This window comes from Serratia sp. MMO-28, assembly GCF_037199905.1.
Lineage (GTDB): Bacteria > Pseudomonadota > Gammaproteobacteria > Enterobacterales > Enterobacteriaceae > Chania > Chania oryzae.
In genome coordinates, this window is the sequence record NZ_JBBCVB010000011.1 from 121,056 (window position 1) to 143,635 (window position 22,580).

At 50.3% G+C, this 22,580-nt stretch carries 38 protein-coding genes; 21 read left to right on the plus strand and 17 right to left on the minus strand.

The features are described from left to right. Window positions 1–227: 227 nt before the first annotated feature. On the minus strand, window positions 228–1,448 hold the full coding sequence (locus WG891_RS11935; RefSeq protein WP_337262919.1) for an MFS transporter: 1,221 nt from the start codon (window positions 1,446–1,448) through the stop codon (window positions 228–230). Window positions 1,449–1,686: 238 nt separating this feature from the next. Here WG891_RS11935 and ushA point away from each other — a divergent pair, with 238 nt between their 5' ends. After that, a complete protein-coding gene (gene ushA / locus WG891_RS11940) occupies window positions 1,687–3,339 on the plus strand; it encodes a bifunctional UDP-sugar hydrolase/5'-nucleotidase UshA (RefSeq protein ID WP_337262920.1) in 1,653 nt (550 codons plus the stop codon). Window positions 3,340–3,464: 125 nt separating this feature from the next. Here the strand turns inward: ushA and WG891_RS11945 are convergent, their stop codons facing one another. From WG891_RS11945 to WG891_RS12015, 15 genes are all read right to left on the minus strand, one after another. After that, window positions 3,465–4,589, minus strand: a complete 1,125-nt coding sequence (locus WG891_RS11945) for a site-specific integrase (RefSeq protein WP_337262921.1) — start codon at window positions 4,587–4,589, stop codon at window positions 3,465–3,467. Further along, window positions 4,573–4,815: an excisionase gene (locus tag WG891_RS11950; RefSeq protein WP_337262922.1), complete on the minus strand. Its 243-nt coding sequence runs from the start codon at window positions 4,813–4,815 to the stop codon at window positions 4,573–4,575. The genes WG891_RS11945 and WG891_RS11950 overlap by 17 nt, the downstream gene beginning before the upstream one ends. A gap of 37 nt (window positions 4,816–4,852) precedes the next feature. Then, window positions 4,853–5,074, minus strand: coding sequence for a hypothetical protein (locus tag WG891_RS11955; RefSeq protein WP_337262923.1), 222 nt, complete (start codon window positions 5,072–5,074; stop codon window positions 4,853–4,855). Continuing rightward, entirely contained in the window at window positions 5,071–5,298 is a 228-nt protein-coding gene (locus WG891_RS11960; RefSeq protein ID WP_037396616.1) for a hypothetical protein, read from the minus strand. Before WG891_RS11960 ends, WG891_RS11955 begins: the two co-directional genes overlap by 4 nt. Before the next feature lie 2 nt (window positions 5,299–5,300). Further along, a complete protein-coding gene (locus tag WG891_RS11965; protein ID WP_337262924.1) occupies window positions 5,301–5,531 on the minus strand; it encodes a hypothetical protein in 231 nt (76 codons plus the stop codon). Window position 5,532: 1 nt separating this feature from the next. Further along, window positions 5,533–5,817: an ANR family transcriptional regulator gene (locus tag WG891_RS11970; RefSeq protein WP_337262925.1), complete on the minus strand. Its 285-nt coding sequence runs from the start codon at window positions 5,815–5,817 to the stop codon at window positions 5,533–5,535. Continuing rightward, entirely contained in the window at window positions 5,814–5,999 is a 186-nt protein-coding gene (locus tag WG891_RS11975) for a hypothetical protein (RefSeq protein ID WP_337262926.1), read from the minus strand. The genes WG891_RS11970 and WG891_RS11975 overlap by 4 nt, the downstream gene beginning before the upstream one ends. After that, window positions 5,990–6,193 carry a hypothetical protein gene (locus tag WG891_RS11980; RefSeq protein WP_337262927.1) on the minus strand — a complete coding sequence of 68 codons (204 nt, stop codon included), beginning with the start codon at window positions 6,191–6,193 and terminating at the stop codon, window positions 5,990–5,992. Before WG891_RS11980 ends, WG891_RS11975 begins: the two co-directional genes overlap by 10 nt. After that, window positions 6,193–6,561, minus strand: coding sequence for a hypothetical protein (locus WG891_RS11985; RefSeq protein ID WP_337262928.1), 369 nt, complete (start codon window positions 6,559–6,561; stop codon window positions 6,193–6,195). Before WG891_RS11985 ends, WG891_RS11980 begins: the two co-directional genes overlap by 1 nt. An 83-nt stretch (window positions 6,562–6,644) precedes the next feature. Beyond that, window positions 6,645–7,064 carry a hypothetical protein gene (locus WG891_RS11990; RefSeq protein WP_337265208.1) on the minus strand — a complete coding sequence of 140 codons (420 nt, stop codon included), beginning with the start codon at window positions 7,062–7,064 and terminating at the stop codon, window positions 6,645–6,647. Next, the gene (locus tag WG891_RS11995; protein ID WP_337262930.1) at window positions 7,039–7,284 is read right to left on the minus strand and encodes a hypothetical protein; all 246 of its coding nucleotides are present in this window, start codon (window positions 7,282–7,284) and stop codon (window positions 7,039–7,041) included. The genes WG891_RS11990 and WG891_RS11995 overlap by 26 nt, the downstream gene beginning before the upstream one ends. Further along, window positions 7,281–7,586, minus strand: a complete 306-nt coding sequence (locus WG891_RS12000; protein WP_337262931.1) for a hypothetical protein — start codon at window positions 7,584–7,586, stop codon at window positions 7,281–7,283. The genes WG891_RS11995 and WG891_RS12000 overlap by 4 nt, the downstream gene beginning before the upstream one ends. After that, window positions 7,579–7,773, minus strand: coding sequence for a host cell division inhibitor Icd-like protein (locus WG891_RS12005; RefSeq protein WP_337262932.1), 195 nt, complete (start codon window positions 7,771–7,773; stop codon window positions 7,579–7,581). Before WG891_RS12005 ends, WG891_RS12000 begins: the two co-directional genes overlap by 8 nt. 83 nt (window positions 7,774–7,856) lie before the next feature. Then, entirely contained in the window at window positions 7,857–8,057 is a 201-nt protein-coding gene (locus tag WG891_RS12010; RefSeq protein WP_337265207.1) for a hypothetical protein, read from the minus strand. A 236-nt stretch (window positions 8,058–8,293) separates the two neighbouring features. Beyond that, complete coding sequence (locus WG891_RS12015) at window positions 8,294–8,713, minus strand: helix-turn-helix domain-containing protein (RefSeq protein WP_337262934.1); 420 nt, start codon at window positions 8,711–8,713, stop codon at window positions 8,294–8,296. Between the two features lie 83 nt (window positions 8,714–8,796). Between WG891_RS12015 and WG891_RS12020 the strand changes: the two genes are divergently transcribed. The 8 genes from WG891_RS12020 (at window position 8,797) to WG891_RS12055 (ending at window position 15,067) form a co-directional block, all read left to right on the plus strand. Beyond that, the gene (locus tag WG891_RS12020) at window positions 8,797–9,051 is read left to right on the plus strand and encodes a transcriptional regulator (protein WP_337262935.1); all 255 of its coding nucleotides are present in this window, start codon (window positions 8,797–8,799) and stop codon (window positions 9,049–9,051) included. A gap of 275 nt (window positions 9,052–9,326) precedes the next feature. After that, window positions 9,327–9,593, plus strand: a complete 267-nt coding sequence (locus tag WG891_RS12025; protein ID WP_337262970.1) for a hypothetical protein — start codon at window positions 9,327–9,329, stop codon at window positions 9,591–9,593. Window positions 9,594–9,921: 328 nt separating this feature from the next. Next, a complete protein-coding gene (locus tag WG891_RS12030) occupies window positions 9,922–10,536 on the plus strand; it encodes an NUMOD4 domain-containing protein (RefSeq protein ID WP_337262936.1) in 615 nt (204 codons plus the stop codon). Further along, entirely contained in the window at window positions 10,530–12,152 is a 1,623-nt protein-coding gene (locus tag WG891_RS12035; RefSeq protein WP_337262937.1) for a DEAD/DEAH box helicase, read from the plus strand. The genes WG891_RS12030 and WG891_RS12035 overlap by 7 nt, the downstream gene beginning before the upstream one ends. Beyond that, complete coding sequence (locus tag WG891_RS12040) at window positions 12,149–13,114, plus strand: DUF7146 domain-containing protein (protein WP_156293341.1); 966 nt, start codon at window positions 12,149–12,151, stop codon at window positions 13,112–13,114. Before WG891_RS12035 ends, WG891_RS12040 begins: the two co-directional genes overlap by 4 nt. After that, window positions 13,114–13,971 (plus strand): helix-turn-helix domain-containing protein, encoded by an 858-nt coding sequence (locus WG891_RS12045; RefSeq protein WP_337262938.1) that lies wholly within the window; start codon window positions 13,114–13,116, stop codon window positions 13,969–13,971. The genes WG891_RS12040 and WG891_RS12045 overlap by 1 nt, the downstream gene beginning before the upstream one ends. Continuing rightward, on the plus strand, window positions 13,971–14,753 hold the full coding sequence (locus WG891_RS12050; protein WP_337262939.1) for an antitermination protein Q: 783 nt from the start codon (window positions 13,971–13,973) through the stop codon (window positions 14,751–14,753). The genes WG891_RS12045 and WG891_RS12050 overlap by 1 nt, the downstream gene beginning before the upstream one ends. A 143-nt stretch (window positions 14,754–14,896) precedes the next feature. After that, complete coding sequence (locus WG891_RS12055; RefSeq protein WP_337262940.1) at window positions 14,897–15,067, plus strand: ogr/Delta-like zinc finger family protein; 171 nt, start codon at window positions 14,897–14,899, stop codon at window positions 15,065–15,067. A gap of 122 nt (window positions 15,068–15,189) precedes the next feature. Here the strand turns inward: WG891_RS12055 and WG891_RS12060 are convergent, their stop codons facing one another. After that, window positions 15,190–15,426 (minus strand): hypothetical protein, encoded by a 237-nt coding sequence (locus WG891_RS12060; RefSeq protein WP_337262941.1) that lies wholly within the window; start codon window positions 15,424–15,426, stop codon window positions 15,190–15,192. A gap of 419 nt (window positions 15,427–15,845) precedes the next feature. On the opposite strand from WG891_RS12060, the gene WG891_RS12065 reads away from it, so the two are divergent. From WG891_RS12065 to WG891_RS12115, 12 genes are all read left to right on the plus strand, one after another. Then, window positions 15,846–16,223: a putative holin gene (locus WG891_RS12065; protein WP_072010893.1), complete on the plus strand. Its 378-nt coding sequence runs from the start codon at window positions 15,846–15,848 to the stop codon at window positions 16,221–16,223. Further along, window positions 16,210–16,503 carry a phage holin family protein gene (locus WG891_RS12070; RefSeq protein WP_337262942.1) on the plus strand — a complete coding sequence of 98 codons (294 nt, stop codon included), beginning with the start codon at window positions 16,210–16,212 and terminating at the stop codon, window positions 16,501–16,503. The genes WG891_RS12065 and WG891_RS12070 overlap by 14 nt, the downstream gene beginning before the upstream one ends. After that, window positions 16,496–16,888 (plus strand): M15 family metallopeptidase, encoded by a 393-nt coding sequence (locus WG891_RS12075; protein ID WP_337262943.1) that lies wholly within the window; start codon window positions 16,496–16,498, stop codon window positions 16,886–16,888. The genes WG891_RS12070 and WG891_RS12075 overlap by 8 nt, the downstream gene beginning before the upstream one ends. Further along, window positions 16,885–17,277, plus strand: a complete 393-nt coding sequence (locus WG891_RS12080) for a DUF2570 family protein (RefSeq protein ID WP_337262944.1) — start codon at window positions 16,885–16,887, stop codon at window positions 17,275–17,277. The genes WG891_RS12075 and WG891_RS12080 overlap by 4 nt, the downstream gene beginning before the upstream one ends. Next, window positions 17,183–17,413 (plus strand): Rz1-like lysis system protein LysC, encoded by a 231-nt coding sequence (gene lysC, locus WG891_RS27040; RefSeq protein ID WP_443006494.1) that lies wholly within the window; start codon window positions 17,183–17,185, stop codon window positions 17,411–17,413. The genes WG891_RS12080 and lysC overlap by 95 nt, the downstream gene beginning before the upstream one ends. Then, complete coding sequence (locus WG891_RS12085) at window positions 17,410–17,607, plus strand: hypothetical protein (protein WP_337262945.1); 198 nt, start codon at window positions 17,410–17,412, stop codon at window positions 17,605–17,607. The genes lysC and WG891_RS12085 overlap by 4 nt, the downstream gene beginning before the upstream one ends. A 305-nt stretch (window positions 17,608–17,912) precedes the next feature. Beyond that, window positions 17,913–18,290, plus strand: a complete 378-nt coding sequence (locus WG891_RS12090) for a hypothetical protein (protein ID WP_337262946.1) — start codon at window positions 17,913–17,915, stop codon at window positions 18,288–18,290. Window positions 18,291–18,646: 356 nt separating this feature from the next. Continuing rightward, window positions 18,647–18,988, plus strand: a complete 342-nt coding sequence (locus tag WG891_RS12095) for an HNH endonuclease signature motif containing protein (protein WP_337262947.1) — start codon at window positions 18,647–18,649, stop codon at window positions 18,986–18,988. After that, on the plus strand, window positions 18,985–19,206 hold the full coding sequence (locus WG891_RS12100; protein WP_337262948.1) for a hypothetical protein: 222 nt from the start codon (window positions 18,985–18,987) through the stop codon (window positions 19,204–19,206). The genes WG891_RS12095 and WG891_RS12100 overlap by 4 nt, the downstream gene beginning before the upstream one ends. Window positions 19,207–19,290: 84 nt before the next feature. Further along, a complete protein-coding gene (locus tag WG891_RS12105; RefSeq protein ID WP_337262949.1) occupies window positions 19,291–19,776 on the plus strand; it encodes a terminase in 486 nt (161 codons plus the stop codon). A 9-nt stretch (window positions 19,777–19,785) separates the two neighbouring features. After that, the gene (locus WG891_RS12110) at window positions 19,786–21,300 is read left to right on the plus strand and encodes a terminase large subunit (RefSeq protein WP_337262950.1); all 1,515 of its coding nucleotides are present in this window, start codon (window positions 19,786–19,788) and stop codon (window positions 21,298–21,300) included. Next, window positions 21,300–22,571, plus strand: coding sequence for a phage portal protein (locus WG891_RS12115; RefSeq protein ID WP_337262951.1), 1,272 nt, complete (start codon window positions 21,300–21,302; stop codon window positions 22,569–22,571). The genes WG891_RS12110 and WG891_RS12115 overlap by 1 nt, the downstream gene beginning before the upstream one ends. The last annotated feature ends 9 nt before the right edge of the window (window positions 22,572–22,580 follow it).

The window sequence follows — 22,580 nt, forward strand, 5'->3', positions numbered from 1 at the left end:
CAGACTCCTTCTAGTTGCGCATTACAGTTATTCGATAAAACAGACAGAGAGTTTATTGCATTTGCTTGAGCCGTGTTGGGTTAATTTTGCCATTTATGCAAAAAGGCAGGGAATTTCACATTTTTTGTACCAAATGGCTTATTTGATGCCAGATAAGGTAAGTAATGCGGTTTTACTGCAGGGTTATAACGGATGAAAAATGATTTTCATCCGTTATAATACCAGGGTTAATGCGCTTGATGATTCACATTTGGCAGTAAAGCGGTGATGATCCCGATTAACGGTAGGAAAGCACAGATTTGATAAACCAGCTCGATACTGGTCAAGTCGGCCACATAACCAAGAACTGCCGCACCTAAACCGCCCATACCGAAAGCAAAACCGAAGAATAAGCCGGAAACCATGCCCACTTTGCCCGGAATAAGGTCCTGTGCGTATACCAGAATGGCGGAAAACGCCGAGGCCAGAATAAGCCCGATGATCACCGTTAAAATCCCGGTCCAATAGAGAGATGCATAGGGTAAAACCAGCGTAAAGGGTGCGACACCGAGGATCGAGCCCCAAATCACATACTTGCGCCCGAACTTATCCCCCAAAGGCCCGCCTATCAGGGTTCCTGCTGCGACGGCAAACAGGAAAGCAAACAGATGAAGCTGGGCATTCTGTATCGAAACGCCGAACTTTTGCATCAGATAAAAGGTGTAATAGCTGCTGATGCTGGTGAGATAGAAGTATTTGGAGAAAATCAGGATCAGCAGAATACCGAGCGAGAACACTACGGTACGTTTTGGCAGCGGTAACCCCGGTGCCGGGGCTTTGGGCTTGCTTTGTGCTACCCGGTGTTGTTGCTGATACCATTTGCTGACCTGGAGCAAGACCACAATCGCCAGCAGTGCAGCGAGCGAGAACCAGGCCACATTGCCTTTACCGTAAGGCGCGATCACCAGAGCTGCCAGCAGCGGGCCGAGTGAGCTGCCAAAGTTGCCGCCCACCTGGAACAGCGATTGCGCCAGGCCGTGTCGCCCGCCGGAGGCCATCCGCGCCACTCGCGAGGATTCCGGGTGGAAAAACGAAGAGCCGGTGCCCACCAGCGCTGCCGCCAGCAGCACTAATGGGAAGGTGTTGGCAACCGAAAGCAGCAGTAAGCCAGACAAGGTGAACCCCATGCCGACGGGCAGCGAATAGGGCTGCGGGTGCTTGTCAGTGTAGTAACCAATCAGCGGTTGCAGCAGCGATGCCGTGAGCTGATAGGTGAGGGTGATCATGCCGATTTGCACAAAGCTGAGGTTGAAATCGGCGCGCAGGATAGGGTAAATCGCCAGGATCAGCGATTGGATCATATCGTTGAGCAGGTGAGAAACGCTGATGGCACCAAGGATCGAAAAGACGGTGCCCTTAACCGCATTGCCTCTGGCGGGTGGCAGGGCGGCTTCGCTACGGTCAGTCATATAATTATTAGCCTGGTAAGTGGATGACAGAATCGCCATCTTATACCGTTCACCTTTCATGCGACAATGTTGTTGCGGCGATGTTATGCCGCAGCGGCGAGATCCCACCACTGAACAGTCTTTGTCCTATCCGGCATAATCCAACTCATGTCACAAAAATTTGAAATGGGTTGTTGTCAATTCGCGTTACACTTCCACACACATCGACAATAACCGTTATCAGCAATGGAGATCCGCCATGCGTTTTTCGCTAAAAACCACCGCATGTGCGTTGGCCGTGTCCCTGACTTTGCTTTCAGGAGCGGCCAGTGCCTGGGAAAAGGATAAAACCTACGATATCACTGTCCTGCACACCAACGATCATCACGGTCATTTCTGGCAAAACGATCACGGTGAGTATGGTTTAGGTGCACAGAAAACGCTGGTGGATAGCATCCGTCAGGAAGTGGCGGCCAAAGGCGGCAGCGTGCTGCTGCTGTCCGGTGGCGATATCAATACCGGCGTGCCGGAGTCTGATTTGCAGGATGCCGAGCCTGATTTCCGTGGCATGACACTGATTGGCTATGACGCCATGGCGATCGGCAACCACGAGTTTGACAACCCGCTCAGCGTGCTGCGTCAGCAGGAAAAGTGGGCCTCTTTCCCGCTGCTGTCGGCCAATATTTATCAGAAAAGCACCCAACAGCGTTTATTCAAGCCTTACGCCTTGTTCGACAAACAAGGGGTTAAAATTGCGGTGATCGGCCTGACCACCGACGACACCGCCAAGATCGGTAACCCGGAGTATTTCACCGACATCGAATTCCGCGTGCCAGCGCAGGAAGCCAGGCAGGTAGTTGAGCAGCTACGCAAAGACGAAAAGCCCGACGTGATTATCGCCGCTACCCATATGGGCCACTACGATGACGGCAATCATGGCTCTAACGCCCCGGGGGATGTGGAGATGGCGCGCAGCCTGCCTGCGGGTTACCTCGACATGATCGTTGGCGGCCATTCGCAGGATCCGGTCTGTATGGCCAGTGAGAACCACAAGCAGGTGGATTACGAGCCGGGAACGCCGTGCGCGCCAGATCGCCAGAACGGCACCTGGATCGTGCAGGCGCATGAGTGGGGCAAATACGTGGGCAGGGCCGATTTCCAGTTCCGCAATGGTGAGCTGAAGCTGATGCATTACCAACTGATCCCGGTCAACCTGAAGAAGAAAGTCGAGAAGGCCGACGGCAGCAGCGAACGCGTTTATTACACCCAGGCGATTGCCGAAGACCCGGGCATGATGAAGCTGTTGACGCCGTTCCAGGAGAAGGGCCAGGCGCAGCTGGCGGTGAAGATCGGCAGCGTGAACGGCAAACTGGAAGGGGATCGCAGCAAGGTGCGCTTTGTGCAGACCAACTTGGCCCGTGTGCTGCTGGCGGCTCAGATCGAAAGGGCTAACGCCGATTTCGCCGTGATGAGCGGTGGCGGCGTGCGCGATTCTATTGAGGCGGGCGATATCACCTATAAAAACGTGCTCAAAGTACAGCCGTTTGGTAATACGCTGGTGTATGCCGATATGAAAGGCAGTGAAATAGAGCAATATCTGGCGGTGGTGGCAAATATGAAGGTGGATTCCGGGGCTTATGCACAATTTGCTAACGTCAGCCTGGTGGCGGATGGCAAAGGCGTCAGCGCGGTTAAGATCAAGGGTGAACCGCTGCAGGCGGATAAAACCTATCGCTTGGCAACGCTGAGTTTCAATGCGTTGGGCGGTGATGGTTATCCGAAGATCTCTACCCTGCCGAGCTATGTGAATACCGGCTTTATCGATGCAGAAGTGCTGAAGCAGTATATCGAGAAGCATTCACCGCTGGATGCGGCGGCGTTTGAACCTAAGGGTGAGATTGTTTATAACTAATTAAATTTAAAGGCGGTTTTCTTTCAGTGATATGACTGAAAACCGCTGTTTCCGCCACTCACACAAACTCTTCTGCAAAACCCCTGCAAAACTCTTCTGCAAAACGGTACGAAAAGTAACCGTTATCACACCGCGATAACTGTCCAATTTTTACCCCTATCATCATTGTATTTATCGGTCATTTGCTGGTTTTTATGTCCCAGTAAAGACATCGTATCGATACCCTGATCGCGGTACAGGCGTTCGGAGAGTGACCGCTGTTCGTGGAATGTTGGCGGGGTTCCCTTACTCCATTTCAAGCCTGACCGATCTCTTGCCTTGCTAAATGCTGTCGTAATGCTCTGATAGCCAATTTGGCCGCCCCTCTTTGCGGTCGATATAGAATGGTGGTGGTGAAGTAAGTACGGGCTTACAATCCGATCCCGGCATTCCGCTATGACTTCACGTAGGCTCACGTTTATTGCATTGCACCGCAAGCTTAATGGGATAGCCAGGCGTGCCCCTGTTTTCTCCTGCTCTACATGCAAATGATCGTCCCAAACGTCAGCGAATTTCATGTTGGCGATATCCGAAAGACGTTGACCGGTAACAATGGCCAGCAGCATAGACCTACGCAGATAAGGTTGGAATGATGCCGCTGTTTCGAGAATGGATTGCCATTCATCCAGATCTAGACGCTGACGTTGAACCTTGGCCTTAGGGTTCTTTGTTGCCTGAGCAGGGTTGTAACCTGGAGGAACCTCCCCAGCGTGTTGCGCTTCCTTGTACACATCGATAATCACCCTGCGTACAACCTGAGCCATGATAGCCTGCCCGCGTTCCTTGTATGGTTCAAGAATGTCAGCGATATCACGCACGCTAACTTCGGCGAGCTGCTTGTTACCAATTTCTGAACGCATCACCTTTACCGGGTTCTTTTTCTGGTTCACGGTTGAAGGTTTGATTTCGCCAAGCTGCAGGCGTTCTTCCTGAATTTTCCAGTAACGATCAAGCCAACCGCTGACCGAAATACTTTCGCCCAAGCTTCGACTGATCTTGTCTCGAGCCAAAAGTAATTGGTTCATCTTCTGTTCGGACAGCCTAGAATTGGCCTCTGCGGCGATCGTTCTCGCTGCCTCTTCATCGGTACCCAGACCATGAAACTTCCCTGTTACGGGGTGCTTGTAACGCCAGTAAACCTTCTTGGTTCTGGCGTCGGTGTAGCACGATAGGCCGGGGATGGTGACGTTATACTTACGTGGCCGCGCCATCTTCAAGTATCCTTCTCAAGCGTGGATCATCATCTTTTTTAACCACTGGACGGGCAGACATACCGACAAATCGCGCCGTTCTATCTACTCGCCAGCACCTGCCAGCCTTGACTGGCTGGGGCGATATCATGCCATTTTTAGCGAACTTAATCAGTGTGGGGTAACTGGGCACCGGCTCGTCAAACTCTTCCTTTGCCCAATCAGTGAGCTTTATTGTGCGAGACATCCGACACCTCCACGAGATAACCCTGCCTCCAGCTTATTCATCGTTTCATCTCCTGCCGCACAACGCGGTAAGCGCGCATCACTACCGGCGTTTTGCCACTGATTACGGTTTTCATGAGGAAGAAACCGGAGTGCGCCGCCGTAACGCTGGTCAGAAACAGGGCGGTATCGACCACCCGGTTATGCTTACGGAATTCAAACACCGTGCTGGTGATCGTGAGGCTGGCGGTAACGCCATGATCCTGATAATCGATTTTCATTGCTTTGGCTCCACCGGGTTTAACTTTATGCCAATGTGCTTGGCATAGCGGCGCATGCTGCGATTCAGCGGCATCTGCACATTGCCGTCATTGGTGCGGTACTCCGCCACCGACTGCTGAACGTTGGCGTATTCATGAACCGGCTCCCTGGTCAGCCGGTGACCCTGCGCCAAGGTCACACCGCACAAACCTTGGCGCGTTTTGCTGTTGCGTCTCTTTGGCATGGTTAACTCTCCGGTTTGCCAGTGTATTTCGCCTGCCCTGCACACAAATCGGCGTTATGAACACACAGATCACGCTCTTGCTCCGTGAGTCCTGCTGAGGTGTGCCCTCCACGCCACACTTCGGCCGCCCGACGATAAAGGCTGCGTTCTGCCAAAGCTCCAGCCTTGACGTGCAACTGCTGGAATGCGCTACTCGGGCTCTTGGGCGTCTTGCTGTTGTAGACCTTTGCCATATCACCGCTCCCCGCTGGTGGTCTTGTTGATGTGGTTGCCGAGTGCCTCGGCCACCTTCTTCGCTTCTTTTTCGGCTGCAGCCTTCTGACGCCATGCCTCATAGCGTGTAGATAATGTGAGGCGCTTATCACAGCGGTCAGCTCTGCGGTCGGCCCATTCACGATTAACGAGCTTTACGGCGACTGCGCTGGCCTGGCACCAGAACGTGGCCGCAAGGTCTAACTGTCCGGCCTTCTCGAATTTGGCCGCTTGGATCGCGTTGAGCATGTAGGGGCTTAAGTTCATTTCGTCTCCTCCACCGTCTTGCTATTGATGTAATCTCTGATTGATTCAGGCACCTCATCAAGGAGGGAACTGAGCGCACCAACTAGTTTCATCTCCTCATCGCTAGAGGTTCCCGCTTCCAGCCAGAGGCTGATAACTGCTTGCGCTTGTTCGACCCGGCAATAAACGTCAACTAGTTGCATGATTGATTTCTCCGTCGTGATTGCTCTTCATTCATCCAGCAGCAGGAAACGCCGATGAGTGAACGCAATAATGTTGCTACTGCCGAAACTTCTGAATCATCAAGTTGGTGTGGATAGGATTCGAGCAGCGTCAGCACCGTTTCTGCTTGCGTCGCTTTTTTAGCAGCTTGTTCCAGGGTGATTTCATTACTCATCAGTGCACCACCTGCAGGGTCGATTTCCCTGGGTTTTCCAATGCATCCGATACAGCGGCTTTCATCATTTCTTCCATGACCGTGGTGCCGAGGGCGGTTAATTTGTGCTTGCAAGTCAGCATTCCGTGATAAAGGGTGGTTATGTGGGTGTTTCCAGCTTGTCGGCCAAATTCTTCATAGCCTGGATGCTCAATCAGGCTGACCATGCATTGCTCAAGGCTTTCCTGCGTTACGTAAACACGCACCACATTGTTTTTCGGCAGAACGATATCAGCCCACCCACCGCCATAATGGCCTTGGCAGAAACCTAAATAGGCGGTGATAATCCGGCGTCTATTTCTTTCGATTAGGTTAATTCTCTCTGACATAGCTAATTACCTTTTCCTGAATTTAGGCCGAGCGAATCCGTCAGCCTGATGGCTGTTATTAAATTTATTTCTGAGTTGTTTAATTAATACGGCCGGCGTTTCATTAATTCATCGTGCTTACTAGCCCATAAATCATATTCTTTTTTCCAGTTTTCGATTTCTCGACGTTTTGCAAGTAAGCGGAGAATACGGCGCTTGGCGCGGTCACGGCAAGATAAGTATTTAAACGTTAACCCACCACGAACCCAGACTTCATTTTTTGTGTCATAAGCATCATCAAATCTTATTTGCAAGCCTAAGCGCTTATATACCTCTGTCGCCATAATGCGTGCCAAATTGTCGATGGCGGCGCTACGACTTAAAAAACGTTTATAAATACCGTGGCGGTATATAACGTAAACCGGCATATCAATTTTGCGCATTGCATCTTCAATGCCACCAGCATCCGCCATGTAATCCTCACCCATGCGGGCATAATCAATTTTTCCAGGATTCATCATCATTCTCCTTGTGTGGCGTTATACTCCAACCGGCTTGCTTTGCTAATTCCATGAATACTTCAAGAGTGCCGGTGAATTCATCTGGCCGAGGTTGATGCCAGCATTTGAGCTTTCCATTTTCTAGGTTGACTATTATCCTGCCTGTGAAGTCAAGTGGTGTCGGTATTTCTATAGTTACCTTTGGCATTACCGCCTGGAATGAGTTTCCGGTGGAGTTATTCATAACGCACCTGCCTCTTTGCGCTTTTTTAGCTCAAAGGTAACATTGCGGCTATTCTGCTCTAGCGCCTGTGACATTCGTGGAAGATGCCTTAATACGGAACCAATAAGATGCAGATCACGCTTAGCGTCTTGGTCTGTATATTCTTCATCTTCTTCTGTTGCTGATAAAAGATTTCCAATAACACACATCGCAGAAATTGCCGAGGTGCTTGCATCTGAATATAAATATTCATATTCCTCTAACGCTTCATTAGATACCTTTTCAAAATTGTGATTGCTAATAGCATGGTAAATATCAAGCATGGCTCACCTCACGGTCATTCACCGGAACACACCCAGCGCATACTAATACATAGTCACGCACTAACTGACGGCGAGCTTCCTTCTCGCTGGTGGCTGTGATGCGACACTTTACCGGAAGTGCGTTTGGGTCACTGCGTAAAACCGCTGCAAACAAATAAATCTTTGTGTTATGCTTTTGCTCGATCATGTTAGTACCCTCGCAGGCATTGACGTTGATTAGGCTCTGGTTTCGTTGGCGCGGCTCCAGAGCCACCTTATTAATTTATGCAGTTAAATTCTTCGAGATGTCACTATTTTATTTAATTCATTAATCACGACTAATAGCTCATTAGAAACTTCATGTGAAATCACCTGAAGAGTCGCCTCTTCTTCATCGCTTTCCGCTTTAATAGCTGCCTTATTTAAGGTTACAACCCGATTGCATAAATAAACGCAACGCTCTGTAACTCTGGATAACTGGTTAGGCATCATTTTTACCTCAACTAATTCTTATATTGTTTTTCAACCCATATCTAAAAAATATTCTTATTTATCCCCATAATGAATGCTTGATGGTTGTACCTCTAATGGCACAGTCATCTTGTTTGTTCTGTCATTGAATGCTGGTTTACAATTAAATCTACAATCAAATATTGTAGATTGCAATGTTAAAGTGAAAAAAAATCCAGAGATGATGCTCTGGATTTTTAATTTAATGATTTTATTGCTTATTTTTTTGATATTTCCGCGAGAAATTTGTTTATCTCATCCCGTCTAGCTCCAAATACTGCAAGCATGTTTTTCCTCTCAGGGCCAGGTAAGTCCCTGTAAATACTTAATAACTCCTCTTCATCCGGCAGTAAGAATGATGTGGTTCTTTCACCTGAAAATTGTCCGGTAGACGAATGAGTTGCTAAGGCAGGCGCCTCAGATTCGTATGGAAGATAAAACCAATGCTCTGGCTTTCCTGTTGCTTCAGCAAGGGCTGACAGGGCTTTTGCTCTCGGCGTACTGTCTCCATTGCACCACCGCTGGACTGCTTGAGGGGTAACAGCTATGCGCCGAGCTAACTCGGATTGGCTCAACCCAAGCTCTGCAAGCGCTTCGTTAAGGCGTAATGAGAAAACTGCTTCGTGTGTATTTTTCATTTCTTAATTGTATCCCATCCATTGAAAATCCCAATACAATATATTATTGTAATAAAATTGTAGATACAACGAGGGGGAGGAGCATGAGCAGAGATGTTAAGTATCTCATCATGAAGATTTCAAGCCAAAGCAATCTCGCTAGATCTTTAGGGTGCAAGCAGCAAACGGTAAGTCTGTGGTTAAACCGCAAAGTCCCTAATGGAAAGGTTCTTCTGCTAAGTGAGGCTGTTGGCTGGAAGGTGACACCTCATCAAATCCGCCCAGATCTCTATCCCGGCGTTTTTGATGGATTACCTGAAACGGTAAGGCTGACTGATTTCACGGAAATCAAGGAATAGCCATGACTCCAGCCGAATTCATTCACAAGCACATCACCGCGACGCTGGCGTCAGAGGGCTTTCCTGAAAGTGTTGCTAGGGGGGGGGGCTGACCATGGCCTTGACCACTACCGACGCATGTCACAGGCAAGCAGGAAAGGCGCAGCGTTTGATGATTGCCTGTACAGGGCCAGAGTATGGGCGCAGGGGCAGACCGGTAAGGTCGAGCGCAAGACAGCCAGAAAGCAGCGTAAAGGTGATCTGCTGTGAATCAGCCTGACTATCTCACAACCATCATGCCTCGGGTGTATTGCCAGGCTGATGCAGCGTGGATTCAGGAGCAACTGCAGAAATTTACGGTATCAGCCAGGCACAAAATCGTGGCGCTGTATGCGGATGTTTATCAGGCTGCCTGGGATGAAGAACCAGTGTCATTCAAGCAGGAGAACAGGGCAAGGCATGAGGCCAACACCCGACTGCGAAAGTTTGTAGAAAACCACGGCAAGGCATTACAGGGGTACACAGCCGAACCACCCCTGGTAGGAAAAGTTAATCGTTCCTGAGGATAACCAAGCTTAAAGGCGCTTGGTTGCATTCCGGCTTGAAGGTGCTGGGTGTTGGTAGGTCACCAGATCTACACGTAAAGACTTTTAGATTTCTAGATGGCTAAATGTCTGGGTGTGTAGATGCTCAACTCAAAAAATGAGGGGGGTAAGGGGGGAGTTGGGTTTTAGTGCGAAGCACTGGAACAGGACTTTTCCAACAGACAACTCCATAGGTTAGGTAGATCTCGATCTAGGGGGTTAGCCCTTAAAAATGCGACGTACTAGCAGTGTGATACACAGATCCACCTAAGGTTTTCCTTGGAAAAGTTAATTGGTGAGGTATTCGATGAAAGCAAATACAGAAACAGTTGTTAACTCCACTGGTGAAGAATGGCGTCCGGTTACCATAGTTGGATTTGAAAGTGATTATCAGGTCAGCAGCTTTGGTCGGGTCAGGAGTTTGGCAAGATATGCTCGTGGGCAGCAGCGGCGCTTTCTGAAATCCAAGATATTGGCAGGACGGCAAGATCGTTATGGTTATCTGGAGGTGAGTTTTTCTAATGATGAAGAGAAATGTAAATTTCTTGCGCATCGCCTTATTGCACTCGCATTCATCGCTAATCCTAATCACTTACCACAGGTTAACCACAAAGACGGTAACAAGCTGAATAATTGCGCCTCAAATCTTGAGTGGGTTACACACCAACAAAATATTCAGCACGCAGTTCGTACCGGGTTGAATAAATCTCAAGGTGCCAATAATAAGCAGTTCAAAGGACTGATCGAGTCCACGAATACATTCACTGGTGTGCGTAGAATTTTTTGCGGGAAAAAAGCGCTAATTGAATCAGGTTTTGATCATGGCGCAGTTTACTCAGTAATTAATGGGAGAGCCAAAACACACAAAGGATTCTACTTCAAACGCCTGCCTCTGAATTCACAGGAGGCATCACAATGCTGAGTATTACACCTAACTTCGCACAGGAACGCGCATTGAACATGCTGCGCCGTGATTGGAAGTCCTTTAACTCTTTCATGGTCTATGCACCCACAGGAAGCGGTAAGACCGGGCTGGCAGCATTTATCACAGCCGGCTTCGTTAGCCGTGGTATGCGTGTGCTTTTCGTTGCCCCGTTCACTGTGCTGGTTAACCAGACTTCCCGCCGCTTTGTTGAATACGGGCTACCAGAGGATGAAATCAGCTTCATCTGGCGCGACCATCCAAGCCACGATCCAGCGCTAAAAATTCAGATCGCCAGTGCCGACACGCTGATCCGCCGTGATTTTCCAGACAACATCGACCTGCTGATCATTGATGAGGCCCACCTGCGCAGAAAGCAAATCCTGATTGAGATTGAGCGCCTTACGCGTGAAGCGGGTGTGAAGGTCATTGGCCTGTCTGGTACGCCATTTTCGCCATTTTTAGGGCGTTACTATCAGCGGCTGGTAAAGCCAACCACCATCAGCGAACTGATCCAGCGCGGCGACCTGAGTAATTACGAGTTTTATGCCCCGTCCAAGCCTGATCTCAAAGGGGTAAAAACGACTAAATCCGATGAGTACGGACGAGACTACAACGAAGCGCAATTGGCCGAGATTATGTGCGGCTCCGATCTTGTTGGTGACATTGTTGATAACTGGCTGCAGAACGGTAGGGATCTGCCCACGGTGGCATTCTGCGTGAACGTTGCTCACGCCAACTTCGTTACGCTTCAGTTCAACAAGGCCGGAATCAATGCCGAAGTGATGGTGGCCGAAACGCCCCATGAAGAACGTCAACTTATCATTCATCGCTTTGAAACGGGCGCAACGAAAATCATTGTCAGCGTCGGTGTGCTGGTAGCTGGCTTCGACAGTGATGTTCGGTGCGTGATCTATGCCCGTCCTACCAAAAGCGAGATCCGCTGGTTACAGGCTTTGGGAAGGGGATTGCGCACAGCTCCGGGTAAAGAGTCATGCCTCATCTTCGACCACTCAGGTACCGTGCACCGCTTGGGTTTTCCTGACGCCATCGAATATGACGCTCTGCCATCCAAAAGTGACGGCATGAAGGAGGCTGCCGCCCGTGCAGCCGAAGAGCGCCAGGAGAAATTACCCAAAGAGTGCAGCGAGTGCCACTTCATGAAACCCGCTGGTGTGTATGTCTGCCCGAAGTGTGGATTTAAACCCCTCGCCGGGCAAGACGTGGAAACAGATACCCAGCGTGGACTGAAAAGGCTTGGCAAAGGAAAGCGCGTTCCCACCGATTCCGAGAAACAAGCCTGGTGGAGCCAGATCAAGTTTTATCAGCGTCAGCGTGCCTCGATGGGGAAACCCGTCAGTGACGGTTGGTGCTCTCACACCTTTCACGACAAGTTCGGCGAGTGGCCGAATAACCTGAGTGATTTTCCGATGGAGATCACCCCTGAGGTCAACAGCTACATAAAACACAAACGGATCGCCTTTGCGAAAGGGCGTGAGAAGGCTGCGGCGGCAGTTCAACAATCTCATGCCGGAAGCGCCAACACCACTATGAAAGTGATTAACGCCAAAAAACATCTTGAAGAAATGCGCAAAAGTCTGAGGAAGGCAGTATGAAGACATCCGAAGCGGCAAAGGGCCGGTGGGCTGAAATTTTTGAACATTTTGGGCTGCCGCCTATCACCGGAAAAAATCACTTTAAAGGTGAATGCCCTTTATGCGGTGCCCGCGGGAAATTCCGCATTGATGATCACCAAGGAACGGGATCATGGATTTGCATTTGTGACAGCGGCGACGGGATGAAGCTGCTTAACCTCACTCAAGGCAAATCGTTTGCTGAGTTATGTACCGAGGTAGATCAACTCCTTGGCAACAACTATCGACACATGAGTTTACCCGTCAACAGCTCGGCGGCAAAACAGCGGCAGCGCGTGATCAGCAAGTTTTCCAAGCTGGTGGGGTTGCGTGGTACGACAGCGGCCAGCTATTTACGCCAGCGCGGTATTAGCCGATTGCCTGCTGAGGCCATCCGTTTTAATGACCGCCAACGGCACGCCGGGCGGGTTTATCAGGCGCTGTATTCACTGGCCACCGATGATAAGGGGGAACTGTGTTACCTGCACCAGACGCTACTGGATGGTGAAAGAAAAGCCGATATAGGCGAAAGCGCCAAACGCCTCAAATCACTGCAGGAACAAAACTACCTGGATCACGCCCGTTCAGTAGCGATACGCATGTTCCCCGTAGCCTCAACTCTGGGCATCGCAGAGGGCATTGAAACCGCGCTTTCCTGCTATCAGGTATACGGCGTGAACACCTGGGCGACTATCAACAGCACATTCATGAAAAAATTCAGGGTACCGGCTGGCGTAAAACACCTGATTATTTTTGCTGATATGGATCTCCATTCAGCAACCGGCCAGGCAGCGGCCTTTGAGTGTGCTCATGCCAACCTATTAGCAAAAAACGATTTGATATCTGTAAGCGTTCGATGGTGTGACGCTGGTGATTTTAACGATCTCCTGATGAATGGTGATCAGGTTCGCGAGTTGGTTTATTACAAAAAGGTGGCCGCATAATGCGCAAAGACAATCCAGAGCATAAAACGTTATTCACGATCCCTACAGCAAAATACAGCACCGCACTGGCGACAACCAAACCACTCCCGCCACAGCGCGTTATTACCGGCCATAAGCAGACGGATGCGTATTTATGGGTGTTGGAGGTTATTCAACTGAATGAGCCGGCACACCTGCAGGCGGCGGAAGATGCGTTGAAAAAGCTAAAGATCACCCCGAAGCAGGCGCAGGAACGCTACAGCGCTTACCTGATGAAATCGGGCGCCCAACCATTCCAGATCGCCTTTGGCACAATGTCGATGGATAACCCGCAAGGGTATATCAATGGCGCAAAGCGGAATATTGAAAAGGCCAGCCAGGTACGGGCAACATTTGGCAGTTATGAATCAGCGCTGGATAACATGCCCCCTGAAAACCTGATGCTTACTGGAGAGCTTGGCGACGTTTACGCTGCATGCTGGGGGTGGACGGAAAAAGAAATAGCAGAACAATTCGTGTGGGGTGAACGTTGTAATGAAATTCATGAGCAGCAAAAGGCGATTTCTCAAGGCTTTGCAAAACAGCTCCCCGAACCAGCAACGCTTTCTGATGTTGTTCGTGAATTCCAATATTGGAATTGGCTTTACACCATGCGAAATAGCGCTGAAAAAGAGCTGGGCTATGAGTATGCAGGTGGTGAACGGAGCCACATTACAGATCGTGAAGATTACCTGGAAACCCTGCTTTCGAAAATTAAGCCAGCGACAAGGCAGGAAGCGGTTGAGGTGTGCAAGTGGATTCTGGAAGAAGACCGGTTTATGGATCGTGGTGATTTCACTAATTCCATCCTTCTCAACCTGGTCGGGGAGTGCGGCTGATGAAGCTCGAAGCATCTTTAAAGCATTTCAGCCCCCAAGGGTTGACTATCACTGATACACCAAACGGCACAAGCGCCGATCGGCTTACGGGTACCGATGTCATGGCGGCGCTTGGCGTTGTGCAATCAAAGGCCCGTTTCGGCATGGCGGCGTTCTTGGGTAAAACCGGTATCAGTGACGGCGATCGGGAGCAAGCCATTCATGCGCTGACGCAATACGCCAAACAGAAAGCACCAAAGCACGTAGGCAAGGTAGCGGGGCGAAAGATGGCGCGGTGCATGGTGATACTGGCCACGATGGCCTATGAGGAATACTCACATTCTGCTGCTGGTGGCCGTGAGTGTCAGCATTGCAACGGCAAAGGCCTGCTGTCGGTTTACCGTGATGTCGTGAAATACCCTGGATACGTTGGCGCAGATGGTGAAAAGAAGATCGCCCCGCGCATCGAAAAGGAACTGGTGCGGGAATACTGCCAGCACTGCAACGGGAAGGGGGTAATCGCCAAGCGCTGCCGCAACTGCAAGGGGACGGGAAAGGCGCTAGATCGTGAGGCAACCAAAAGCAGCGGCGCACCGGTAATTAAAGATTGCGAACGGTGCAACGGGAAGGGATTCAGCCGCATGCCTTCCTCGGTAGCGTATAGGGCAATTGCGGCACTTATTCCCGATCTCAATGAAAGAACATGGCGGCGTAACTGGAAGCCGTTCTATGAGTCGCTGGTTTCGAAGTGTGAAGTAGAGGAGGGGGCTGCAGTGGTGGAATTCAGCAGGGTTACCCGATAGTTTGAATTAAAGCTTGATTTGTCCGTAACTGGCGTGTAGCCTTAAGATTGTGGAAGGAAGCATCCAAAACACACCACGATAAATAAAACATTGAAGCTCTGCCAGCAATGGTGGGGCTTTTTGCGTTTATAGGGAGATGAAAAATGATGCATTGCCCTCTATGCGGCCACACGGCGCACACTCGCTCAAGTCGCTATCTGAGCAAGGAAACCAAAGAGCGCTATCACCAGTGCCGCAACGTTAATTGCAGTTGCACGTTCGCTACGCATGAAACGGTGGCACGTCTTATCGTTAAGCCGCAGTTAGTTGCTTAGGAAGTAGTAAGAAGATACGAAATAGATAGTAACTTCACAGCATGAGATGCAAGTATTACCATTAACCCCCATGTTGATGGGGGGGCGGGGTGAAGAAGATATATCACGCATTAGAATCAATTCTATAATACTTTGATTAATCTTCGTTTTTCTATCTCAAGAATATCAGGCCTGACATGTGATGAGTTGCATTTAAATTGTTCAATTTGCAGTTTCAACGCATCAAGATGTATATCACGCTTGTGTAAAACTGCTGAGAGAACTTGAAGTGAAATTTCAGAGCGAACCAGTAGGTGTTCAATTACCTCTTCTTGTCTAGACAAGTTATTACGTAATTCATTAAGAGCTTTTTCCGACATATTACGACACTCTTCCTTTTGGTTTGATTCCTGTCCGGGAATATATCAATTCTATATTTGTTCCAAAATAAACATGTAAACCATACCAAGGCTGCTACAAAGTTGGTCCGCACCGTCCTGCGTGCATGGTTATAAGGGGGGCGATTCTAACAAACCTTGCTGGAGACTTGCCCTGATGGACAATTCCACATTGCCCACACAACCCCAATGAAACGCAAAAAAATCCCCGGTCAGGCCCGGGGAAAAGCATGGATAACTATGTATCAGCATATGGTTACTCTCTTATTTTAGACAGGGAATAAAAAATCACACGCTAAAAACAAAAAAATTATATAGATGCTAAACCGGGCTGCGCCATTGCGTGGCTTTTTTCATATCTAACGCCCGGCGTTCGCTGGACGGCGAACAAAGGAGCAAAAATGGCAGAGCCTGTTACCACAACAACAACCGTAGCAGGCGGAGCAGTAACAGGGGTTGCGATCATGACGTTCTTTGCCGGGTTGCCTGCAGATGTTGTGTTAGGCGCTTTTGCTGGCGCGATCCTGTTTGTTGTTTCCGCCTCGGAGTACGGCATCCGTTCTAGGGTGATTCTGGCGATCGGCAGCTTTACGGCCGGGTTGACGATGTACAAGCCAGCAGCGGCATGGATTGTCGATTTCCTTCCAGCCGGTTACGACCGGGGTGCTGATGCCGCTGGCGCATTACTGGCCGCCGGTTGTGTCATTCGCCTGCTGATGATGATCAACAGCGGTGGCGGATTCCTCAAAAAGAAAGGGGGCAGCGATGGTAACTCATGATCCCGAAACGTTAATCAACGCTGTCGTCTGCGCGGTGATTGCCATCCGCCTTCTGACGTTCCGCCGCGATGGTGGGGCGCATGTTCAATGGGCGGCCTGGTTAGCCTACTGCTTAATTCTGGCCACTGGTTCTGTGACGATCCGTATCGCCATGGGTGCATACGAAGGCACCACCGATCCGGCGGAGTTGTTCATCAATGCGGTGCTCTGCGTCATGGTGCTGCGGGCTAAGGGCAATGTCGTGCAGTTGTTCAAAGTAAGGAGAGGTAGCGATGCCTAATTTCAGATTCAGCCAGCGCAGCGAGGGCAATCTCGTTGGCGTAAACCCCGCCCTGGTCAAAGTGGTACGCCGGGCGCTTGAGCTCTCGACCGTCGATTTTTCAGTGATCGAAGGTAAGCGCACGGTGGAACGGCAAAAGCAGTTGGTAGCCGCAGGCGCAAGCAAGACGATGGCCAGTCGCCATCTTACCGGGCACGCGGTGGATCTCTTTCCCGTTGGTGGGAATTGGAACGACTATAAATGCTGGCTACCGGTGCTTGATGCCATGCACCAGGCTGGCAAAGAGCTGGGTGTTCCACTGCGATTCGGTATTACCTGGACGGATAACCCGCGTGACACCCCAGCCAAGTTTTTAGATGCGCCTCACGTGGAAATGCCAGCATGAGTAAATACGGATTAATCAGCCTGCTGTTGGTAGCCATCTGTCTCGGTTGGTATGCGTCTTCGCTGTCAGACGATTTGGATAATGCCTGGCAGGAAAACAAAACGCTGGCTGCCGCAGTAGAAAGCCGTGACGGGACCATCAGTGCATTGAAAGATGCCGCCAGTGCTGACCGCCGCGCCACTGAGGAACAGCTCAAAATTGAACAGCAGAAGAGGGTAAAGGCCGATGCTGAAAACAAAACGTTGCGCCGTGCGTTGGAGAATAACGGCTGCAGCAATCAGCGGTTGCCTGATGATGTTCGCCGTATCTTGCGCAGAGAAACCGAAACCGCAGCCAGCCCCGCAACTGATTTACGTGTACCCGCCAGCAGCGTTACTCCAGCATTGTGAGCAGACACCGTTCACCGGGGAAACCTTCGGTGATGCGGTGATGGCGCTACAGGTAAGTCAGAACGAGCTTGATGTATGCGCCTCACGTATTGATGGGCTAATTAAGTGGAAATTAACCAAAGAGAGAAACCAATGAAAAATATTGTACTGACTAAAGAACAGATCAAGCAGTTGGCTGATTTTGCTAATGACGAGGGGCAGCCGTCATACACCATTTGCCACGGCGATATTCCTGAATTTCAAGCGGATGACGGGGAGATTGTGCCGGGCTATAGCGGCCTGATCGCTTACTCGGGTTCAGAAGATCATGGAGTTCTACAACTGGACTGAAGGCATTACAGATGGCACTCAATGAGCGCCATCGATAATGCCCTTGGCGTCGCCACTCTTATCTATGTGTGCAAGTCAGTTTCCTTCTGGCGCACTGTTTCCAGTGCATAAAGAATGAAAATATGGAGAGTATTAGCAAAATAGGACATGCGGCTAACAAAAGAAAGTCCATAAACTACACCTTTATTGCGTGTGATGAATTTCCTGTGACATAAAGGATAGTACGATTTTTCTTAAGTAACGTTTTTATGTATACAACCAAGAGCCTCGGCATTGTCCGGGGCTTTTCCATTTGGAGAACTCCAGTGAAACATCTATCACTTAAAGACGTTATGCAAAACCTATCGGTAACTATCAATGCTGATGGTTATGAGGTGAGCAACCCAGCAGGCTCGGCTCGATATGATGCATGCGGCCGCCGCATCATGGTGAATGGTATCCCTGAATATTTCCCTGCCAGCATTTCAGTTGAAGGTATGCGAAAGCCTGAAGCCAAAAAAGAAAGCGGGTTGTTTGCTGGCACAGTTGCTGCTGATGTTAAGTCAGCAAAGCATTACGCCATCAGTATGTCAGTCAGCGTCGATAGTACTGATCTCGATAAGATCGAGGCCCAGCTAAAACGCATTGCCGAACTGAGTCAGCCATTCAAAATTGAAAACGGCCAACTCTTCATGAAGTGTTAAGGCTATGCCTACTCGCATGCCGTAAGCGCGGTTGCCGCCACACCACCACCGACCGCTCAGGCTATTGTATAATCCTCTAACATGTATTAATGAGGAGGATTTATGAAGCATTGCCCTGAATGTGGTTCTTCTTCTGTGGTCAAGGATAAGCAAAGAGGTGGCTGGACAGGTGATTACATCTGCGAGGACTGTGGTTTCAATAATGCTCCCAGTGAGTTTCTATCTGAAACTGAGTATAAGATGAGGAAAAGATCGGGAAACCCGCCCGATTCTCGCAGTAAAAACTGATGGAACCCGCTACGGCGGGTTTTTTTATTGCTAATGATAGAGTGTCCATGAGGCGCCAAGGTCGTGCAATGAAAGAGCCACGCATATATGGCAGCAAATGGGACAAGGCACGGCGCGTCTTCTTGCAACAGCATCCCCTCTGCAAGATGTGCACTGAGCAGGGACGAACGGTTGCCGGTAACGTAGTTGATCACATCATCCCGCACCGCCTCAAAGAAGCGCTGAAGTCAGGTAACCGTATAGCGATAGCAAAAGCACAAAAGCTGTTCTGGGATCCAAAGAACTGGCAGGTGTTATGCACATCCCATCACAGTGCAACCAAGCAACGAATGGAGAAGAGCGGCACGGTGATAGGTTGCGATGCTAACGGGCTGCCGCTCGATCCTAACTCACATTGGAATAAAACATGAAAGACTTAGATATTAAATACCGCAATGGTCGGTTTGAATCATTGGTAATAGATGGTGAAAAAATATCACCTGGCAGCATCAGGGCATTTACTTTGCATGATGAAAGCAGCGGCAAATTTCCCATATTGGATATTACCTTTATTGGAAACAGTAAACGTACCGCATTTGTCGAAGAAAACCCGCTAATCGAAATAAATAAAGGTGAGGGGGAGGGGTAAAACTTTAAATGTTTTTCCCTAAATGACCGCTCGCATCCCCTTATTTTAACGCTAACCCGATTTTTTCAGTTTTAGGTAAACCCAATGGTGCAAAAACGAACTCGCTCCGACAGCTCGACGGCGGCGGTTCAGGCCATGAAAAATGCCAGTGAGGACACCATTCCACCACCGGTACATGCTGGCCTGGATAAAAAAGCTGAACCTTTCTGGCATGACAATATCAGATCGAAAGCCCTCGACAGTTGGACACCGGCTGACCTGCTGGCCGCCGCCGAACTGGCAAATAATCAGCTTTACGCGATCGACCTCCGTAAGGCGCTAAAGAAGGAAGAGCGGCAGCGCGGTGAGGAACGTAACGAATCGCTGATCAAAGATTACCGAAAGCAGATTGTCGAGTTGCAGCGCACCATTCTGGCGCAGCGCCGTGATCTGCAAATCCATTCCCACGCCACCAACGGTGAAAGCCGTGACCAGAAAAACCGTAATAAAAACGACGCAGATGCTCGCCGGACAGCCGGTAAGCACCAGGCAGATGATGGCAATCTGATCGCATTTCCAAAACACGGCTAGGAGTAAAGCATGACGCGAGGTGAGCGCGTGATAGCGTTCATTGAGCGCTATTGCATCGTGCCAGAGGGCAAACTGATCGGGCAGCCGATGTTGCTTGACGAATTTCAGAAGATATTTCTGCTGGCCATCTATGACAACCCCCACGGAACGGATAAAGCCTATCTCAGCATAGCGCGAAAGAACGGTAAAACCGGATTGATTGCGGGAATCCTTTTAGCGCACCTGGTAGGCCCGGAGGCGGTGCAAAACTCGCAGATCGTCAGCGGTGCAATGAGCCAGGAACAGGCGGCGGTTGTGTTCGATCTGGCCGTAAAGATGATAGGACTTAACCCCGAATTGCAGGACATTGTTCATATCATCCCAAGCGGCAAAAAGCTGTTGGGCCTGCCGTGTAACGTTAAATACAAAGCTTTGGCCGCAGAGGGAAAGACGACACACGGCCTTTCTCCTTTGCTTGCCATTCTTGATGAGGTAGGGCAAATCGTCGGGCCGCAATCGGCTTTTGTTGATGCGATTGTCACGGCACAGGGTGCGCATGAAACTCCGCTCCTTATCGCAATCAGCACGCAGGCTGCGAACGATGCTGACTTGTTCAGCATCTGGCTGGATGACGCGGAGAATTCAAAGGATCCGCACATTGTTTCCCACGTTTACGAGGCACCGAAAGATGCCGAACTAGATGATCGGGAAGCATGGGCCGCTGCAAATCCGGCGTTGGGCACCTTCCGATCTCTTCGCGATATGGAGAGGATGGCGGAAATGGCCGGGCGAATGCCCAGCTTTGAGAACACCTTCCGAAATTTGAACCTGAACCAGCGTGTTTCTACCGTATCGCCGTTTATGTCTCGCAACGTGTGGGAGTCATGCCGCGAAGCTCCGCAGGCCATTACCGGTCAGTGCTATGCCGGGCTAGATTTGTCGGCAAGCAAAGATTTAACCGCATTCGTTATTGCGGGTCAGTCAGCAGATGGCTGGTGGAATATTTACCCCTATTTCTGGACGCCAGAGAAAACCATGCGTGACAGGGCGAAAACCGACCGTGTGCCTTATGACGTGTGGGCAAAGCAGGGCGTTCTGAAAACCACACCGGGATCGTTTGTCGATTATGCCGTGGTGATCCGTGACATTGCGGAAATCATCAGTGATTTCGATATTGCCGCTATTGCCTTTGACCGCTGGCGCATTGACCTACTGAAAAAAGAGGCTGATCTGATTGGATTGGCGCTGCCGTGGGTGCCGTTCGGGCAGGGTTTCAAAGATATGGCCCCGGCTCTGGATACGCTGGAAGCAGCAATGCTAAACGGGCGTGTCAGGCATGGTATGCACCCGGTGTTGACTATGTGCGCCGGTAATGCGGTCGTAATCAAGGATGCAGCCTCAAACAGAAAACTCGATAAGTCGAAAGCGACCGGGCGAATCGATGGAATGGTGGCACTCACCATGGCAATGGGCGCAGCAAATGGCGAAGCCGTAGAACCTGGTGGCGACTTCGATGATTTCTTATCAAAACCGTTGAGCATGTGATGGCAGATAAAACTAATTACAGTATCGACCTGCGAACGAATAACGGTTGGTGGGCGCTGGCTGCGTCGTGGTTCGTCGGTGGACGCCTGGTTACTCCGGATCAGGGTTCGCAAACAGGCCCGGTGTCAGCGGGAGGTACGCTAGGTGATTCCGTTATCACTGACGAGCGCATTTTGCAGATCTCTACTGTCTGGCGTTGTGTCAGCCTGATTTCTACGCTGACCTCATGCCTGCCGCTGGACGTATTCGAGACAGACAAAAGTGACAACCGGACGAAGGTCGGCCTGGACAATCCCCTTGCTCGGTTGCTGCGCTTTTCCCCCAATCAGTACATGACCGCGCAGGAATTCCGCGAGGCTATGACGATGCAGCTGTGTTTCTACGGGAATGCGTATGCATTGATTGAACGGAATAGCAGCGGGGACGTGATCAGCTTGATCCCGTTACTGTCAGCCAATATGGATGTTCGGCTGGAAGGTAAGCAGATCATCTACAAGTACAGGCGCGATAGCGAATATGCCAAATTCAAGAAAAGCGAAATATTCCACCTGAAAGGCTTCGGCTTTAATGGGCTGGTAGGCCTGTCGCCGATCGCTCACGCTGCCAAATCAGGCGGGGTTGCCGTAGCGATGGAAGACCAGCAGCGTGATTTCTACGCCAATGGTGCCAAGTCTCCGAAAATCCTTTCGGTTGGCGATCGCGTGATGACAAAAGAGCAGCGCGACCAGGTGGAGGAAAACTTCAAGGAGATAGCGGGCGGGCCGGTTAAAAAGCGCCTGTGGATACTTGAGGCGAATTTCGAAGCGCATGATATCGGCGTAAGCCCCCAGGATGCCGAAACCATGGCCTCACGCAAGTTTCAGGTCAGTGAGTTGGCGCGATTCTTTGGGGTACCCCCTCACCTGGTGGGGGATGTTGAGAAATCGACATCATGGGGAACGGGTATTGAACAGCAGAATATGGGGTTCCTGCAGTACACCCTACAGCCGTATATCACCCGCTGGGAGCAATGCATTCAACGCTGGATAGTCAAACCGGCTGACCTGGGCATCTACCATGCCGAACACAACCTGGATGGCTTGCTGCGTGGTGATTCGACCTCTCGCGCTGCCTTCATGAAAGCCATGGGGGATTCTGGCCTGCGCACCATCAACGAAATGCGCCGGTTGGACAACTACCCGCCATTACCTGGGGGCGATGTTGCCACGCGGCAATCACAAAACGTTCCTCTCACTGAGTTAGGCAAGCAGCCCCGCGAAAGCGGGGTTTAGTTTTTATGG